Genomic DNA, 17606 nt, shown 5'->3' on the forward strand with positions numbered 1-17606 from the left:
GGAGCCCCCGCATGACCCCCGCCGTCCCCCGTGTGCTCAGCATCGCCGGCTCCGACTCCGGCGGCGGCGCCGGTGTCCAGGCCGACCTGAAGACCATCGCCGCGTGGAGCGGCTACGGGATGACCGCGATCACCGCGATCACCGCCCAGAACACGCAGGGCGTGCAGGCCGTCCACCCGCTGCCGGTGGACGTGGTGCGCGCCCAGCTCGACTCGGTCGCCGCCGACATCGCCGTGGACGCCGTGAAGATCGGCATGCTCGGCACGGTGGAGCTCATGCGGGCTGTCGCCGGCTGGCTCGAGGAGACCCGACCCGCCGTCGTCGTGCTGGACCCGGTCATGGTGGCCTCGAGCGGTGACGCCCTCACCGCGGTGGGCGACGACGACGGGCGCGCCGCGTGGGCCCGGCTGCTGCGGGTGGCGCACCTGGTGACACCCAACCTGCCCGAGCTGGCCCGGCTGACCGGGCGGGACGCGACGGACTGGGACGCCGCCCTCGACGCGGCGCGGGGCCTGGCCGCCGAGCACGGGGTGACGGTGCTGCTCAAGGGCGGGCACCTGGACGAGACCGAGGCGCCCGAGGCCGCAGCGGCGGAGGTGCCGGACGCCGTCGTGCGCGTGGACGGGGCTGTGCACGAGGTGCGCGGCCCGCGCGTGACGACCCGCGCCTCGCACGGCACCGGCTGCACCCTCTCCTCGGCCCTGGCCACGCTGGCCGGGGCGGGCCTGAGCTGGGAGGACGCACTCGAGCGGGCCAAGCCGTGGCTGGCCGACGCGATGCGGGCGGGGGAGGCGCTCGCGGTCGGGGACGCCTCGCGGCCGACGTGGCACGGGCCCGTCGACCACGGTCATGCGCAGCGGGGCTGAGGGCGGGACCTCCGGGCTTCGACACGTTCGAGGCGGGAAATCCGGCGAATACGCACCTCGGGACGTCCCATGAGGTCGATTTCCCGCCTCGAATGCCGGTGACCCGGACCTCCCGCTCCGCTCGAGCGTCCGGGTCCGCAGAACGCAGAAGAGCCGGACCACCGTGTCGCCACGGGGGTCCGGCTCTGTTCGCTCGTGCCCCCGGCAGGATTCGAACCTGCGGCCTTCTGCTCCGGAGGCAGACGCTCTATCCCCTGAGCTACGGAGGCGGGGGTCGCGACGCGTCGAGCGCGTTGCGGACTCGTCGACTCTACACCATCAGGACGGCCCGTCCGTGACCTCCCCGCGGGGCGCGTCAGCCGGGCAGGCCCGCGCGCAGGGTCCGGGCCGCGGCCTCGGGGTCCTCGGCCTGCGTCACGGCGCGGACCACCACGATCCGTTCCGCCCCGGCCGCGCGGACCTCGGGCAGCCGGTCCGCGTCGACGCCGCCGATGGCGAACCACGGCCGCGCCCCCGCCGGGTCCTCCGCGTCCAGGCGTGCGGCGAGGGTCGGCAGTTCCAGTCCGACGGCGGCCCGGCCCGGCTTCGTGGGCGTCGCCCACACCGGCCCCGTGCAGAAGTAGTCCAGGCCGTCCTCCGCGCGGGCGCCGCGCACCTGCGCCTCGGTGTGGCACGAGCGGCCGAGCACCACGTCCGGGCCCAGCAGGGCGCGGCACTGCGCGGTGGTCAGGTCGGTCTGGCCCGTGTGGAACACGTCCACCCCGGCCAGGGCGGCGACGTCGGCGCGGTCGTTGGCGGCCGAGAGCGCCCCGTGCTCCCGGGCCAGCGGGACGAGCGTGGCGAACGCGGCCAGCTCGACCGCCACGTCCACGGCCTTGTCCCGCACCTGGATCACGTCTACTCCGCCGCGGAACGCCGCCGCGCAGAAGTCGGCGAACGCGGCCGTGTCGAGCGTGCCGTCCGGGCGCAGGAACCGCTGCAGGTCGGTGCAGACGTACAGCCGGGAGGCGGCGAGGCGGGCGCGGCGGCGCGCGCCGGGGCCGGTGCCGCCGTCGTCGCGGCCGGCCGCGGTCATCAGGAGCGGATCGGGGGAGTGCATGCGCCCACTGTGGCAGACTGGCCGCTGTTCCATGGGAGCCCGGGCCGCACACGCCGGGCTGAGAGGGCCGCAGGGGCGCACCGCGCCGGCGCGGCCGACCATCACCACTCGATGCGGGTCATGCCGCCGTGAGGAGGACCGGTCCGTGCACGTGGCCGTCGTCGGGGCCGGGATCATCGGCCTCACCGCCGCCGTGCGTCTGCGTGCCGCAGGCCACGCCGTCACCCTGATCGCCCCCGAGCTGGACGCCGCCGGGCGCCCGCACGCCGTGGCCGGGGCCACCCACGCCGCGGCGGGGATGCTCGCGCCGCTCGCCGAGACCCAGTTCAGCCAGGACGACCTCGCCCCGCTGCTGCAGGCCGGCTGGGAGGCCTACCCGGCCCTCGTGGACCTGCTCGCCGCCTTCACCGATGTGGAGACGGGCTTCCTCGCACAGGGCGCCTGGATCGTGGCCGCGGACCCCTCGGACGCCCGCGCCTGGGACCACGTGCTCGAGCACGCCTCGATCCTCGGTCGCCGGGTCGAGCCCGTCTCCGTCCGCGCGCTGCGCCGCGCCGAGCCCGCCCTGGCCCCGGGCCTGGCCGCCGGCTTCGACGCCCCGGACGACCATCAGGTGGACCCGCGACGGCTCGCCGCCGCCTGCGTCGCCGCCCTGCGCGCCGAGACCGGACCCGACGGCGGCCCGCTCCCGGTCGGCGCCGGACCCGCCGCCCGGTTCGTGGCCGGACGCGTCACCGCCGCCGGCCCGGAGGGCGAGGGGGTGCGCCTCACGCTGGCCGACGGGGGCGTCCTCACCGCCGACGGCGCGGTCCTCGCCGCGGGCCTGGGCCACCGCGGGATCGGCGGCGCGGCCACCGCCGTCGAGGTCCCGCTGCGCCCCGTCCACGGCGACGTGCTGCGTCTGCGGGTGCGCCCCGAGCAGCTGCTGCCGGGGGAGTCGCACCTGATCACCCGCACCGTCCGCGGCCTCGTCCACGGGCGCCAGGTCTACCTCGTGCCCCGCGCGGACGGCACCCTCGTGGTCGGCGCCTCGGCCCGCGAGGACGGCCTGGCCGGCACCTCCGCCGGGGCCGTGCTGGACCTGCTCGCCGACGCCGCCGCGATCCTGCCCGCCGTCCGCGAGTGCGAGCTGGTCGAGATCACCACCGCCGCCCGCCCCGGCACCCCCGACGACGCCCCGCGCGTGCTCGCCGTGCCCGAGGCTCCGGGCGCCGTCGTCGCCACCGGCTTCCACCGTCACGGGATCCTGCTCGCCCCCTGGGCGGCCGGGCGGATCCTCGAGCTGCTGCACGCCCGCCTGAAGGAGATCGCATGAGCACCCTCCCCCTGACCCTCAACGGAGAGCCCGCCGAGCTGGCCGTGGCCACCGTCCGCGACGTCGTCGCGCACGTCACCGGGCGCGCGATCGGCGAGGACGGCGCCGCCGCGGATGGGCGGCGGCTCGGCGTGGCCGTGGCGGTCGGCGGCGAGGTCGTGCCCCGGTCGGCCTGGGCCACCCGGGAGCTGGCCGCCGGGGACGAGGTCGACGTCGTCACCGCGGTGCAGGGGGGCTGAGCGATGGCCGAGCACCGCACCCCGCCCGCCGCCCCCGCGATCCCGCCGCTGCGGATCGGCGGCTACGACCTGGCCTCCCGGCTCATCATGGGCACGGGCGGCATCACCGACCTGACCGCCCTCGAGGGCGCCCTCGTCGCCTCCGGCACCACGCTCACCACCGTGGCGCTGCGCCGCTGGTCCGCGGACACCCGTGACGGCCTGGTCGCGCTGCTGGACCGCCTCGGCATCGACGTGCTGCCCAACACCGCCGGCTGCTACACCGCCCGTGACGCCGTGCTCACCGCCCGGCTCGGCTGCGAGGCGCTCGAGACCGACCTCGTGAAGGTCGAGGTCATCGCCGACGAGCGCACCCTGCTGCCCGACGTCGTCGAGACCCTCGAGGCCACCGAGCGGCTCGCCGCCGACGGCTTCACCGTCCTGGCCTACACGTCGGACGACCCCGCCATGGCGCTGCGCCTCGAGCAGGCCGGCGCCGCCGCCGTCATGCCGCTGGGCTCGCCGATCGGCTCGGGGCTGGGCATCCTCAACCGCGCACACCTGGAGCTGATCGTCTCGCGCGCCTCCGTGCCGATCGTGCTCGACGCCGGCGTGGGCACCGCCTCGGACGTCGCCCTGGCCATGGAGGCCGGCTGCGACGCCGTGCTCGCCGCCTCCGCCATCACCCGCGCCGCCGAGCCCGCCCGCATGGCCCACGCGTGCCGGCTCGCGCTCGAGGCGGGCTTCCACGCCCGCCGTGCCGGGCGCATCCCGCGCCGCGAGCACGCCCTGGCCTCCTCGCCGATGGCCGGGCGGGTCACGGCCGAGGAGGACGAGCGGTGACCGCCGCCCGCGAGCCCCGCGACCTCACCGCGCTGTCCGACACCCAGCTGGAGCGCTTCGCCCGCCACCTGAGCCTGGACGGCTTCGGCCCCGAGGCCCAGCTGGCGCTGCTGCGCTCCCGCGTCCTCGTGGTCGGCGCCGGCGGCCTCGGGGCGCCCGTGCTGACCTACCTCGCCGCCGCGGGCGTGGGGGAGGTCCACGTGATCGACGACGACATGGTGGACCGCTCCAACCTGCACCGCCAGGTGATCCACGCCGAGGCGGACCTCGGCCGCCCCAAGACCGCCTCCGCCGCCGCGACGATGCGCGGCCTGCACCCCGAGGTGCGCGTGGTCGAGCACCGCGAACGCCTGACCGCGGCCAACGCGCTCGAACGGGTCGGCGCCGTGGACCTCGTGCTCGACGGCACGGACAACTACGCGACCCGCTACCTCGTGGCCGACGCGTGCGAGATCGCGGGCGTGCCCGTGGTGTGGGGCGCGATCCTGCGGTTCGCGGGGCAGGTGAGCGTGTTCGCCCCGGGCGGGCCGCTGTACCGGGACGTGTTCCCGGAGCGGCCCGAACCCGGCGAGGTGCCCTCGTGCGCGCAGGCCGGGGTGCTCGGGGTGCTGCCCGGGATCATCGGCTCCCTCATGGCGGCCGAGGCGATCAAGCTGCTCACCGGGGTGGGCGAGCCCCTGGTCGGGCGGCTGCTCTCCGTGGACGCCCTGACGATGCGCTTCCGTGAGCTGCGGCTCGTGGCCGACCCCGAGCGGACCCCCGTGACGGACCTGTCCGCCCACGCGGCCCAGGCCCCCCGCCCGGACGACGCCGACGCCCCCGACTCGGCGGAGGCGTGCGGCGCCGCGGGCGGGGAGATCGCCCCCGCCGCGCTGGCCGCCCTGCTCGCCGACCCCGCCCGGGCCGCGTCCCTCACCCTGCTCGACGTCCGCGAGGACTGGGAGCGCCGCCTGCGCCGCGTCGAGGCCCCCGCGGCGGTGGCCGATCGACACGTCCCGCTCGAGGCCGTCCTCGCGGAGCCGGCGGCCCACGCGCCCGGGCAGGACCGCGTCCTGGTGGTCTACTGCGCCGCCGGAGCCCGGTCGGCCCGGGCGCGGGACGCCGTCGTCGGGGCCGACCCGGGCGCCGGCGGGCGCGTCCTGTCCCTCGCCGGCGGCCTCGCCGCCTGGCCCGCCTGACCCCCCCACCCCGACGAACCCTGCGAGATGGCCCCCACCGCGGGCCGGAGGGGGCCATCTCGCAGGGTTCGTTCGCACGCGCACGGGCGCGGCGGCCCTTCCGTAGACTTGCGCGGGTGAAGCCCGAAGACCTCTCCGCCCTGCTGTCCGCTGTCCTCACCGACGCCGTCGATGCCGGTGACCTCCCCGCCGCGCTGCGGGAGGAGATCACCCCCGCGCGCGTGAAGGTGGAGCGACCCCGCAGCCGCGAGCACGGCGACTGGGCCACCAACGTCGCCCTCCAGCTGGGCAAGAAGGCCGGGATGGCCCCGCGCGACCTCGCCGGGCTCGTGGCCGAGCGCCTGACCGACAAGCCGGGCATCGCCGCCGTCGACGTCGCCGGCCCCGGCTTCCTCAACGTCACCCTGGACGCGGCCTCGGCCGGTGCCCTGGCCCGCGAGATCGTCGAGGCCGGCCCGGAGTACGGCCGCAACGACGCCCTGGCCGGGCACACCGTGAACATGGAGTTCGTCTCCGCCAACCCCACCGGCCCGCTGCACATCGGCCACACCCGCTGGGCCGCGCTGGGCGACGCGATCGCCCGCCTGCTGCGCGCCTCGGGCGCGGACGTCACCGCCGAGTACTACGTCAACGACGCCGGCAACCAGATGAACGTGTTCGCCGACTCGGTCCTCGCCCGCCTGCACGGCCGTGACGTCCCCGCGGGCGGCTACCCGGGCGCGTACGTGCAGGAGCTGGCCGACGCCGTCGCCCTCGAGCACCCGGACGTGCGCGAGCTGACGGACGAGGCCGCCCGCCCGGTGGTCCGCGAGGCCGCGTACCGGCTCCAGATGCAGGACATCAAGGACACGCTCGCCGCCTTCGACGTGCACTTCGACGTGTTCACCTCGGAGCAGACGCTCCACGACTCCGGCGCGATCGAACAGGCCGTGCAGCGGCTGCGCGAACAGGGCCACATCGAGGACCGCGAGGGCGCCGTGTGGCTCAAGACCACCGACTTCGGCGACGACAAGGACCGCGTGCTCATCCGCGCCAACGGCGAGCCCACCTACTTCGCCGCCGACGCCGCCTACTACCTCCACAAGCGCGACCGCGGCTTCGAGGAGAAGGTGTACCTGCTCGGCGCCGACCACCACGGCTACGTGAACCGCCTCAAGGCGATCGCCGCCGCCGCCGGCGACGACCCGGCGACGAACATCGAGATTCTCATCGGCCAGCTCATCTCGGTCAACGGCGCGAAGCTCTCCAAGCGCGCCGGCAACATCATCGAGCTCAAGGACCTCGTGGAGTGGCTCGGCCGCGACGCCCTGCGCTACGACCTGGCCCGCTACCCCGCGGACTCGCCCCTGACGATCGACCCCGAGCTGCTGCGCTCCGCCACGAACGACAACCCCGTCTACTACGTGCAGTACGCCCACGCCCGCGCCTCGGGCGCGGCGCGCACCGCGCAGGCCCACGGCGTGGACCGCTCCGAGTTCGACGCCGCCCTGCTCACCCACGCCACCGAGTCGGAGCTGCTGGCCCAGCTGGCGGAGTTCCCGGCCGTCGTCGGCGCGGCGGCGCGCCTGCGCGAGCCCCACCGCGTGGCCCGCCACCTCGAGGTGATCGCCGGGGCCTACCACTCGTGGTACGCCGCCTGCCGCATCGTGCCCATGCCCACCGACGACGGGACGCCGCGTCCCGTGGAGACCCTCAACCGCACCCGCCTGTGGCTCAACGACGCCACCGCCCAGGTGCTGGCCAACGGTCTCGGCCTGCTCGGCGTGACCGCCCCGGAGAAGATGTGAGCGCCCGGATGACGACGCCGCAGCCCGCCCCCGCCTCCCCGCTCGCCCCCGCCTGGCTCCCCGCGCCGGGGGACCCGGACGCGCTCGTGCCCGGCCTGTGGGCCGCCGGCGTGGACCGCGCCGCCGACGGCGAGCTCACCGTCCAGGGCCTGCGCGCGAGCGCGCTCGCCGCGGAGTTCGGCACGCCGCTGCTCGTGGTGGACGAGGACGACTTCCGCGCCCGCGCCCGCGCGTTCCGCGAGGGCTTCGACGCCGCGTTCGCCGACCTGTGCGGGGGAGCGGACGTCTACTACGCCGGCAAGTCCATGCTCACCCTCTCCACCGCCCGCTGGGCGGCCGAGGAGGGCCTGCGCGTGGACACCGCCTCCGGCGGCGAGCTGGCGATCGCGCTGGCCGCCGGCGTCGACCCGGCCCACATCGGCCTGCACGGCAACAACAAGTCGGACGCCGAGCTGCGCACCGCCCTCGAGGCGGGCGTGGGCCGGATCATCGTGGACTCGCTCGACGAGCTCACCCACCTGGCCGCGCTCGCGGCCGAGGTCGGCCGCCGCGCCCCCGTGATGCTCCGGCTGACCCCGGGCGTGCACGCGCACACCCACGACTTCATCGCCACCGCGCACGAGGACCAGAAGTTCGGCCTCTCCCTGGCCCCGGCCTCCACCGACCGGGACGGCAACGTGGCCGGCCGCTCGCCGGCCGCCGTCGCCGTGGCCGCGGCCCTGGCGGCCGAGTCGATCGACCTGCTGGGCGTGCACTGCCACATCGGGTCCCAGATCTTCGAGGCCGAGGGCTTCGGGCTGGCGGCCGGACGCGTGCTCGAGTTCCTCGCCGAGGTCAAGGCCGAGCACGGGGTGGAGCTGGCCGAGCTTGACCTCGGTGGCGGCCACGGCATCGCCTACACGGCCGTGGACGAGCCGCGCCCGGCCGCGGAGATCGCCGACGCCCTCGCCGACGACGTCCAGAAGACCGTCGAGCGCCTCGGCCTGAGGTGCCCGCGGGTCTCGCTCGAGCCGGGGCGGGCCATCTCAGGCCCCGCGGGCCTGACCCTCTACACGGTCGGGGTGACCAAGACCGTGGACGCGGACGCCCCCGACGGCGCAACCGCGGCCCGCCGCTACGTCGCCGTGGACGGCGGCATGTCCGACAACCCGCGTCCCGTGCTCTACGACGCCGACTACACCGCCGTCTCCGCGCGCCGCACCTCGGAGGCCGAGCCGGTGCTCTCCCGTGTGGTGGGCAAGCACTGTGAGTCCGGCGACATCCTGGTCCGCGACGTGTACCTGCGGGCCGACCTGGGCCGCGGCGACCTGCTGGCGGTGCCGGCCACGGGCGCGTACACGCACGTGATGTCCTCGAACTACAACGCGCTGGCCCGCCCGGCCGTCGTCGCGGTCTCCGGCGGGCAGGCGCGGGTGATCATCCGCCGCGAGACGCAGGAGGACCTGTTCGCCCGCGAGGCCGATCCGCGCCTCGCCCGCTGAGGACGCAGAAGCCCGGCCCGGCCGCCGGCCTCGCGGCCGGGCGTGGGCGTCCCGCTCTGCGGACACCGAGTGTCGCGCGGCGGGACGCGTCCGCCCGCCGCGCTAGATTCGAGGCCAGCCGAGCCGCGCGGTCGCGCGGCGTCGCCCCCACCCTGGACCACGGAGGACCATGGCCGAGCACACCGACGCCCCCACCGCACTCAAGGTCGCCCTGCTGGGCGGCGGGACCGTGGGGTCCCAGACCGCACGGATCCTCACCGAGGACGCCGACATCCTGCGGGACCGCGTGGGCGCCGACCTCGAGCTCACGGGCATCGCGGTGCGCCACACGGGCGCGACGCGCGACTGGCAGGCGGACCCGGCGCTCTACACGACCGACGCCGAGGCACTCGTGGACGGCGCCGACGTCGTCATCGAGCTGATGGGCGGCATCGAGCCGGCCCGCACCCTGATCCTGCGCGCCCTGGCCGCCGGCACGTCCGTGGTGACCGGCAACAAGGCGCTGCTCGCCCAGCACGGCGAGGAGCTCTATGCCGCGGCCGCCGCCACCGGCGCACAGCTCAGCTTCGAGGCCGCCGTCGCCGGCGCCATCCCGATCCTGCGCCCGCTGCGCGACTCCCTGGGCGGCGACCGCGTCACCCGTGTGATGGGCATCGCCAACGGCACCACCAACTTCATCCTGGACCGCATGGACACCGAGGGGGCGGACTTCGACGACGCCCTGGCCGAGGCCCAGCGGCTCGGCTACGCCGAGGCCGACCCGACCGCCGACGTCGAGGGCCACGACGCCGCCGCGAAGGCCGCGATCCTGGCGACCATCGCGTTCGGCGCGCCGTACACCCTGGACCAGGTGGCCGTCGCGGGCATCACCGCGATCACGGCCGAGGACAACGCCGCCGCCGCGGAGGCGGGCTACGTCATCAAGCTGCTGGCGATCGCCGAGCGCGGCCGCGCCGCCGACGGCGCCGAGGGTGCGGTCCTGCGCGTGCACCCTACCCTGCTGCCGCGGGAGCACCCGCTGGCCTCCGTGCGCGGGGCGTTCAACGCTGTCTTCGTGGAGGCCGAGAACGCCGGCGAGCTCATGTTCTACGGTCCCGGCGCCGGCGGCGCCCCCACCGCGTCCGCGGTGATGGGCGACGTCGTCTCGATCGCCCAGCGCATCGTGCGCGGCGGCCCGGCGCGCCTGCGCACCCCCGTCACCGCCCTGCCCGCCCTGGACCCGGCCGAGGCCCACACCTCCTTCATGGTCGTGCTGCGCGCGGCGGACCAGCCCGGCGTGCTGCGCCGCGTCGCCGGGGTGTTCGAGGAGCACGGCGTCTCCATTGAGACGCTGCGCCAGGTCCCGTCCGAGCGCGAGGACGCCCCCGGCGCGTCCCTGCGGCTGATCACCCACCGTGCGCGGCAGCGCGACCTCGACGCCACCGTCGAGGCGCTCGCCGCCCTGGACGTCGTCCACGAGGTCGCGTCCGTCCTCCGAGTCGAAGGGAACTGACCCATGGCCCACCAGTGGCGCGGCGTCGTCCGCGAGTACGCCGACCGCCTGCCCGTCACCGAGGACACGCGCGTGATCACCCTCGGCGAGGGCGGCACCCCGCTCATCCACGCCCCCCACCTCTCCGAGCTGGTGCAGGGCACCGTGCACGTGAAGTTCGAGGGCATGAACCCGACCGGTTCCTTCAAGGACCGCGGCATGACCATGGCGATCACCGCCGCCGTCGCGGACGGCGCGAAGGCCGTCGTCTGCGCGTCCACCGGCAACACGTCCGCCTCGGCGGCGGCCTACGCCGCGCAGGCCGGGATCACGTGCGCCGTGCTCGTGCCCGAGGGGAAGATCTCGATGGGCAAGATGTCCCAGGCCGTGGCCCACGGCGCGGAGATCCTCCAGGTGCAGGGCAACTTCGACGACTGCCTCGAGGTGGCCCGCAAGCTGGCCGAGAACTACCCCGTGTTCCTCGTGAACTCCGTCAACCCGGCCCGCATCGAGGGGCAGAAGACCGGCGCGTTCGAGGTCGTGGACACCCTCGGCGACGCCCCGGACTACCACCTGCTGCCCGTGGGCAACGCGGGCAACATCACCGCGTACTGGAAGGGCTACCGCGAGTACGCCGCCCCCTACGTGAACCCGCACGAGGGCGCCTCGGACGCCGAGCTGCCCGCGGTGGCCACGAAGACCCCCGTGATGTGGGGCTTCCAGGCCGCGGGCGCCGCCCCGATCGTCCAGGGCCACCCCGTGACCGACCCGGACACGATCGCCACCGCCATCCGGATCGGCAACCCGGCCTCGTGGGAGCAGGCCGAGGCCGCCCGCGACGAGTCCGGCGGGATGATCGACTCCGTCACGGACGAGGAGATCCTCGAGGCCCATCGCTGGCTCTCCGCGAAGGAGGGCGTGTTCGTCGAGCCCGCCTCCGCCGCCGGCGTCGCCGGGCTGCTCAAGCACCACGCCGCCGGGAACGTGCCGGCCGGCAAGAGCTGGGTCATCACCGTCACCGGCCACGGCCTCAAGGACCCGCAGTGGGCCCTGCGCGGCGCCGACGGCGCCGACGTGACCCCGCGCTCGGTGCCGTTCGACGTGGTCACCGTCGCCCAGGCCCTCGGCCTGAGCTGAGCCATGGCCGCACCGCAGCCGCTGGCGCCCGGGACCGCCGCGTCCGTCTCCGTCCCCGCCACCTCCGCCAACCTCGGCCCCGGCTTCGACTCGATGGGCCTGGCCCTGGAGCTGCGCGACGAGGTGACGCTCACGGTCGTGGCGGGCCCCGACGTCGCGGAGGTCGAGGGGGAGGGCGCGGCCACCCTGCCGCGGGACGGCGCGCACCTGATCCTGCGCCTGGCGCACGAGCACCTGCGGGACCGCGGGTTCACCGCGCCGGGGCTGCACCTGCGCGCCGTGAACCGGATCCCGCACGCCCGCGGACTCGGCTCGTCCGCGGCCGCCGTCGTCGCGGCCTACGCCGCGGCCGAGGCCCTGCTGCCGGCCGCGCTGCGCCGGGCGCCCGCGGACCTGCTCGAGGCGGCCACCCGCTTCGAGGGGCACCCGGACAACGTCGCCCCCGCGCTCGTGGGCGGGGCCACCGTCTCCTGGACCCGTGACGACGTCCCCGGCCCGGCCACGGCGCGGCTGCGGCTGCACGAGCGCGTGGTGCCGGTGGTCGCGATCCCGGACACCGAGCTGTCCACCCACGTCGCCCGGGGCGTGCTGCCCGCCGAGGTGCCCCACGCCGTGGCGGCGGCCCAGGCCGGCCGTGCCGCGCTGCTCGTCCACGCGCTGGCGGAGGACCCCGCGCTGCTGCCGGCCGCCACGCGCGACTGGCTGCACCAGGAGCCGCGCGCCGTGACCATGCCGGCCAGCGCCGCACTGGTCGCGGGGCTGCGCGAGCGCGGCCACGCCGCCGTCGTCTCCGGCGCGGGTCCCACGGTGCTCGCGCTGTGCGACGGCGTCCAGGCGGCCGAGCACGCCACGGAGGCGGCGCGTGCTCTGACGGCGGACGGGGCGGCCGCCTGGCGCGTGCTGGTGCCGTGCGTGGCCGTGGACGGTGTTAGGGTGGAATCACTCCACCACGGCTGACCCCACCGCCTCGCGCGGCCCGGGTCTCCGGTGCCCGGGCCTGTGACGGCCGGACGCACCGTGCGCCGTCGGCCGGAACCCCGCCGCGATCCATCCCGTGCTGCGCACGGCCGGCGTGCGGGATCCGCTCCGGCTCGGTCGAGTCCGGACGCCTCCGCCCCGTCACGCAGCGACTGCGCACGATCAGGGGAGGCGCCACTGCTGAGTTCACACCATGAAACCCGGTTTTCTGGGGCGCCGCTGCGCGGCCCGACCGGATGCACACCGCAGCCCGACGCGCCACGCGCCGCCGGGCCGCATTCGAGGGAGAAGGAACCTTCGTGACCGAATCCACGGAACAGACCACGCCGACGAACGGCGGTGGCCTGGCCTCGCTCAAGCTCGCCCAGCTCCAGGCCCTGGCCTCCCAGCTCGGCATCGCCGGCGGCTCGCGCATGCGCAAGGCCGACCTGGTGACCGCGATCTCCGACCACCAGCGCGGCGGCTCCGTGGCGGACCGCGACGCCGCCGAGCGCGCGGCCCAGGCCCCCGCGGCCCCCGCCGCCGAGACCGCCCCGGCGGCCGCGTCCTCAGAGGACGCCGCCCCGGCCGCCGAGCGCCCGGCCCGCCGCCGCTCGCGCCGCGCCGACGCCGACACCTCCGCTCCGGCCGCCGCCCAGGACGGGCAGCCCCAGGCCGAGGCCCGCGAGGCCCAGACCGAGCAGGCCCCCCGGGAGACCGCCTCGGACCAGGATCGGTCCGGGGGGTCCGAGACCCGCGACGAGGGCGAGGACCGCCCGCAGTCCGAGCGCCGCTCCCGCGGCCGCCGCCGCGCCGGCGACGACGACGCCCAGCAGGCTCAGGACCGTCGCTCCGACGGCGCCCAGGGCGAGGACGTCGCCGACGCGGACCGCCGCGGCGACCGGGAGGACCGTGACGACAACGGGCGCGAGAACGGCCGCGGCCGCAACGGCCGCAACGGGCGGGACCGCGAGAACGGCCGCGACCGCGAGAACGGCCGCGAGAACAACCGGGACCGTGAGAACGGCCGCGACGGCTCGCGCGAGCAGCGCGGCGACAAGTCCGAGGACGGCGGTCGGGGCGACGGCGGACGCGGGGACCGCAGCCGCCGCGACGACCGCGACGACGAGGGCGGCCGCAACCGTCGCAACCGCCGCAACCGCAACGAGCGCGGCCGCAACCGCCGTGGCCGCGGCGGCCCCGAGGTCGACGAGACCGAGCTGACCGAGGACGACGTCCTGCAGCCCGTGGCCGGCATCCTCGACGTGCTGGACAACTACGCGTTCGTCCGCACCTCCGGCTACCTGCCGGGCCCGAACGACGTCTACGTCTCCCTGGCCATGGTGAAGAAGTACGGTCTGCGCAAGGGCGACGCCGTCGTCGGCGCGATCCGCGCCCCGCGCGACGGTGAGAAGCAGCAGCACCACGGCGGCGGCTCCCACCGTCAGAAGTTCAACGCCCTGGTGAAGATCTCCTCGGTCAACGGTCAGCCCGCCGTCGAGCACCCGCAGCGCGTGGAGTTCGGCAAGCTCGTGCCGCTGTACCCGCAGGAGCGCCTGCGCCTGGAGACCGATCCCAAGCTGATCGGCCCCCGCGTGATCGATCTGGTCAGCCCCATCGGCAAGGGCCAGCGCGGCCTCATCGTCTCCCCGCCCAAGGCCGGCAAGACGATGATCCTGCAGTCGATCGCCAACGCGATCAAGACGAACAACCCCGAGGTCCACCTCATGATGGTGCTCGTCGACGAGCGCCCCGAGGAGGTCACCGACATGCAGCGGTCGGTGGACGGCGAGGTCATCGCCTCCACGTTCGACCGCCCGGCGGACGACCACACCACCCTCGCCGAGCTGGCCATCGAGCGCGCCAAGCGCCTCGTGGAGATGGGCCGCGACGTCGTCGTGCTGCTCGACTCCATGACCCGCCTGGGCCGCGCCTACAACCTGGCCGCCCCGGCCTCGGGCCGCATCCTCTCCGGCGGTGTGGACTCCTCGGCGCTGTACCCGCCGAAGAAGTTCTTCGGCGCCGCCCGCAACATCGAGAACGGCGGCTCGCTGACCATCCTGGCCACCGCGCTGGTCGAGACCGGCTCGCGCATGGACGAGGTGATCTTCGAGGAGTTCAAGGGCACCGGCAACATGGAGCTGCGCCTGTCCCGCCACCTCGCGGAGCGCCGCATCTTCCCGGCGGTGGACGTCAACGCGTCCGGCACGCGCCGCGAGGAGGCCCTGCTCTCGCAGGAGGAGGTCAAGATCATGTGGAAGCTGCGCCGGGTGCTCTCCGGCCTCGAGCAGCAGCAGGCCCTCGACCTGCTCACCAACAAGATCAAGGACACCGCGTCCAACGCCGAGTTCCTCATGCTGGTCTCCAAGACCACGCTGGGGTCCAAGGGCGACGACTGACCGCCCCGTCGCACGGCCCCGTCCCGCCCGGGGGAGCTCGTCTCCGCCGGACGGGGCGGGGCCGTCCGCGTCGGACAGCCCGGCCCGCTGAGGCCGGAGGAGGAGAGGCACGCACGTGTTCGATTCGGAGCAGCGGCGCGAGGCCGTGGATCGGCTCCTGGCGGAGCATCGCGAGCTGACGGCGCGCCTGTCCGACCCGGCGGTGCACCAGGACCCGGCGCTCGCCCGGAGGCTGAACCGGCGGTTCGCCGAGCTCGGCGCCGTGGTGACGGCGCACCGCGCCTGGTCGGCGGCCGCGGAGGAGCTGGCCGACGCGCGGGAGCTGGCCGCGGCCGGCGACGACGACGCGGCGGCCTTCGCGGCCGAGGTGCCCGGTCTGGAGGCGGCCGAGGCCGAGGCCGCCGAACGGCTGCGCCGGCTGCTGATCCCGCGCGACCCCGACGACGCGCGTGACGTGATCCTCGAGATCAAGGGCGGCGAGGGCGGCGAGGAGGCGGCCCTGTTCGCCGGCGACCTGCTGCGCATGTACCTGCGCTACGCCGAGTCCCGGGGCTGGAAGACGGAGGTCCTCTCCGCCACGCACTCCGACCTGGGCGGCTACAAGGACGTCCACGTGGCGGTGCGGGGGAGCGCGGCCGACCCGGCCGACGGCGTCTACGCCCGGCTCAAGTTCGAGGGCGGCGTGCACCGAGTGCAGCGCGTGCCCGTCACCGAGTCCCAGGGCCGCATCCACACCTCCGCCGCCGGCGTGCTCGTGCTGCCCGAGGTGGACGCCCCGGACGAGGTCCACCTCGATCCGAACGACCTCAAAGTGGACGTCTTCCGCTCCTCCGGGCCGGGCGGCCAGTCCGTCAACACGACCGACTCCGCGGTGCGTCTGACGCATCTGCCCACGGGGATCGTCGTCTCCATGCAGAACGAGAAGTCCCAGATCCAGAACCGCGAGGCCGCGCTGCGCGTGCTGCGGTCGCGGCTGCTCGAGCGGCAGCGGGCGGAGCAGGACGCCGAGAACTCCGCGGCGCGCGCCGCGCAGGTGCGCACCATGGACCGCTCGGAACGCATCCGGACCTACAACTTCCCGGAGAACCGGATCGCGGACCACCGCACCGGCTACAAGGCGCACAACCTCGACGCGGTCCTCGACGGCGACCTCGAGGCCGTGATCGCCTCCTGCCTCGCCCTCGACGAGGAGCGGCGGCTCGCCGCGCTGGGCGGGGACGCGTGAGCGCACCGGCCTGGTCCGCGCTGCTGCGCGACGCCGCCGCCCGCCTGACCGCGGTGGGCATCGACTCGCCGCGTGTGGACGCCGAGCTGCTGCTGGCCCACGTGCTCGGCCTCGACCGCGGCGCGCTGCTGGCCCGGGTGTTCGCCGGGGCCGTGGCCGAGCCCGCGCAGGCGGCGGCCTTCGAGGCGCTCGTCGGGCGCCGCGCCGCCCGCGAGCCCGTCCAGCACCTGACCGGCGTCGCGCACTTCCACGGGCTCGACCTGGCGGTCGGCCCAGGCGTCTTCGTCCCGCGGCCGGAGACCGAGCTGCTCGTGGAGACCGTCGTGGCCGACTTGGCCGCGCGGCCCGCGGCGGGCGCCGTGGTGGACCTGTGCACCGGCTCCGGCGCGATCGCCGCGGCCGTCGCGGCGTGGGGCGAGGCGCGGGGCCGCCCGCTCGCCGTCACCGCCGTCGAGCTCGACCCGACGGCGGCCGACTGGGCCCGGCGGAACCTCGCCCCGCGCGGGGTCGACCTGCGACAAGCCGATGCCCTTGTCGCGTGCCCCAACCTCGAGGGCCGCGTGGACGTCGTCGTGAGCAACCCGCCCTACGTGCCCGAGGCCGAGGTGCCCGCCCAGCCCGAGGCCCGACTGGACCCGGCGCGGGCGCTCTACGGCGGGGACGCGCCCGGGCTGCGGATCCCGCGGGCCATCGCGCACCGGGCGGCGGACCTGCTCGCCCCGGGCGGTCTCTTCGCCATGGAGCACCACGAGACGCAGGGCCCGGCGCTCCTGGCCGCCCTCGGCGCGGACCCCCGGTTCACGGGCGTCCGCGTGCACCCGGACCTCACCGGACGAGACCGGTTCCTGACGGCGCGCCGGTCCTGCGAAGCCGCGGCGGGCGCGGAGGTGGAAGAATGACCGACGTGAGTGACTTCATCGACGTCTCGGATCCGGCCGCCCTCGAGAATGCCGTGGCCCGCGCCCGCGAGGTCCTCGCGGACCGCGGCTGCGTGGTCCTGCCCACGGACACCGTCTACGGCATCGGAGCGGACGCGTTCTCCCCGCTGGCCGTGGCCGTGCTGCTGGCCGCCAAGGGCCGTGGCCGCACCATGCCGCCGCCCGTGCTCATCGCGGACCGCCGCGTCATGGCCGGCCTCGCGTACGACGTGCCGGAGGAGGCCGAGGCCCTCGCCGGGCGCTTCTGGCCCGGCGCCCTCACGCTCATCCTCAAGTCCCAGCCCACGCTGACCTGGGACCTCGGCGAGACCCGCGGCACCGTCGCCCTGCGCGTGCCCGACGACGCGGTGGCCCGCGAACTGCTCTACGCCGTCGGCCCCATGGCCGTCTCCAGCGCGAACCGCACCGGCATGGACGCCGCCACCACCGCCGACGCCGCCCGCTCGATGCTGGGGGAGTCCGTGGCCCTCTACCTCGACGCCGGCCCCCGCGAGAGCCGGGATCCCTCGACGATCGTGGACTGCACCGTCACCCCGTTCCGCGTGGCCCGGCAGGGCTCCGTGCCCCTGGAGGAGCTGCGCGCGGTGGTGCCGGACCTGCTCGCCGAGGGCGAGGAGCCGCCGGTCGCCGCCGAGCGGATCGCGGCCGCCGACGACGCCGCCGCGGCGCGCCCCGCCGACCGGGAGGCCTGA

At 75.9% G+C, this 17606-nt stretch carries 15 protein-coding genes, 1 tRNA gene and 1 riboswitch; of the genes, 14 read left to right on the plus strand and 2 right to left on the minus strand.

Translation table 11 applies throughout. The annotated features are described in order from the left end of the window. The first annotated feature begins 11 nt into the window (after nt 1–11). Nucleotides 12–866: a bifunctional hydroxymethylpyrimidine kinase/phosphomethylpyrimidine kinase gene (gene thiD, locus FLM69_RS00300; RefSeq protein WP_036381696.1), complete on the plus strand. Its 855-nt coding sequence runs from the start codon at nt 12–14 to the stop codon at nt 864–866. A 196-nt stretch (nt 867–1062) separates the two neighbouring features. Here the strand turns inward: thiD and FLM69_RS00305 are convergent. Further along, nucleotides 1063–1135, minus strand: a tRNA-Arg gene (locus FLM69_RS00305). 86 nt (nt 1136–1221) lie between these two features. Then, the gene (gene thiE, locus FLM69_RS00310; protein WP_036316591.1) at nt 1222–1965 is read right to left on the minus strand and encodes a thiamine phosphate synthase; all 744 of its coding nucleotides are present in this window, start codon (nt 1963–1965) and stop codon (nt 1222–1224) included. A 21-nt stretch (nt 1966–1986) separates the two neighbouring features. Next, nucleotides 1987–2117: riboswitch (TPP riboswitch) on the plus strand. Here thiE and FLM69_RS00315 point away from each other — a divergent pair. The 13 genes from FLM69_RS00315 to FLM69_RS00375 all read left to right on the plus strand — a co-directional run bounded on the left by FLM69_RS00315 (nt 2111) and on the right by FLM69_RS00375 (nt 17606). Next, nucleotides 2111–3280 carry an FAD-dependent oxidoreductase gene (locus FLM69_RS00315; RefSeq protein WP_036316589.1) on the plus strand — a complete coding sequence of 390 codons (1170 nt, stop codon included), beginning with the start codon at nt 2111–2113 and terminating at the stop codon, nt 3278–3280. (Overlaps the previous riboswitch by 7 nt.) Further along, entirely contained in the window at nt 3277–3519 is a 243-nt protein-coding gene (gene thiS, locus FLM69_RS00320; RefSeq protein WP_041105270.1) for a sulfur carrier protein ThiS, read from the plus strand. The genes FLM69_RS00315 and thiS overlap by 4 nt, the downstream gene beginning before the upstream one ends. Nucleotides 3520–3522: 3 nt before the next feature. After that, nucleotides 3523–4341 (plus strand): thiazole synthase, encoded by an 819-nt coding sequence (locus FLM69_RS00325; RefSeq protein ID WP_135019786.1) that lies wholly within the window; start codon nt 3523–3525, stop codon nt 4339–4341. Then, nucleotides 4338–5519: a HesA/MoeB/ThiF family protein gene (gene moeB, locus FLM69_RS00330; protein WP_141842613.1), complete on the plus strand. Its 1182-nt coding sequence runs from the start codon at nt 4338–4340 to the stop codon at nt 5517–5519. Before FLM69_RS00325 ends, moeB begins: the two co-directional genes overlap by 4 nt. A gap of 116 nt (nt 5520–5635) precedes the next feature. Further along, nucleotides 5636–7306, plus strand: a complete 1671-nt coding sequence (gene argS, locus FLM69_RS00335; RefSeq protein WP_115165162.1) for an arginine--tRNA ligase — start codon at nt 5636–5638, stop codon at nt 7304–7306. 8 nt (nt 7307–7314) lie between these two features. Then, nucleotides 7315–8787 carry a diaminopimelate decarboxylase gene (gene lysA, locus FLM69_RS00340; protein ID WP_041103243.1) on the plus strand — a complete coding sequence of 491 codons (1473 nt, stop codon included), beginning with the start codon at nt 7315–7317 and terminating at the stop codon, nt 8785–8787. 169 nt (nt 8788–8956) lie between these two features. Then, a complete protein-coding gene (locus FLM69_RS00345; protein ID WP_041103241.1) occupies nt 8957–10279 on the plus strand; it encodes a homoserine dehydrogenase in 1323 nt (440 codons plus the stop codon). 3 nt (nt 10280–10282) lie between these two features. Further along, nucleotides 10283–11395 (plus strand): threonine synthase, encoded by a 1113-nt coding sequence (gene thrC / locus FLM69_RS00350; RefSeq protein ID WP_036313078.1) that lies wholly within the window; start codon nt 10283–10285, stop codon nt 11393–11395. 3 nt (nt 11396–11398) lie between these two features. Further along, nucleotides 11399–12352, plus strand: a complete 954-nt coding sequence (gene thrB, locus FLM69_RS00355) for a homoserine kinase (protein ID WP_041103240.1) — start codon at nt 11399–11401, stop codon at nt 12350–12352. Nucleotides 12353–12672: 320 nt separating this feature from the next. Next, nucleotides 12673–14751 carry a transcription termination factor Rho gene (gene rho / locus FLM69_RS00360; protein ID WP_141842615.1) on the plus strand — a complete coding sequence of 693 codons (2079 nt, stop codon included), beginning with the start codon at nt 12673–12675 and terminating at the stop codon, nt 14749–14751. A gap of 115 nt (nt 14752–14866) precedes the next feature. Next, nucleotides 14867–15976 carry a peptide chain release factor 1 gene (gene prfA, locus FLM69_RS00365; protein WP_036382191.1) on the plus strand — a complete coding sequence of 370 codons (1110 nt, stop codon included), beginning with the start codon at nt 14867–14869 and terminating at the stop codon, nt 15974–15976. Continuing rightward, a complete protein-coding gene (gene prmC / locus FLM69_RS00370; RefSeq protein ID WP_141842617.1) occupies nt 15973–16875 on the plus strand; it encodes a peptide chain release factor N(5)-glutamine methyltransferase in 903 nt (300 codons plus the stop codon). The genes prfA and prmC overlap by 4 nt, the downstream gene beginning before the upstream one ends. Further along, nucleotides 16872–17606 (plus strand): L-threonylcarbamoyladenylate synthase, encoded by a 735-nt coding sequence (locus tag FLM69_RS00375; RefSeq protein ID WP_141842619.1) that lies wholly within the window; start codon nt 16872–16874, stop codon nt 17604–17606. Before prmC ends, FLM69_RS00375 begins: the two co-directional genes overlap by 4 nt.

The sequence above is a fragment of the Micrococcus sp. R8502A1 genome (genome assembly GCF_006704135.1).
Taxonomy (GTDB): Bacteria; Actinomycetota; Actinomycetes; order Actinomycetales; family Micrococcaceae; genus Micrococcus; species Micrococcus luteus.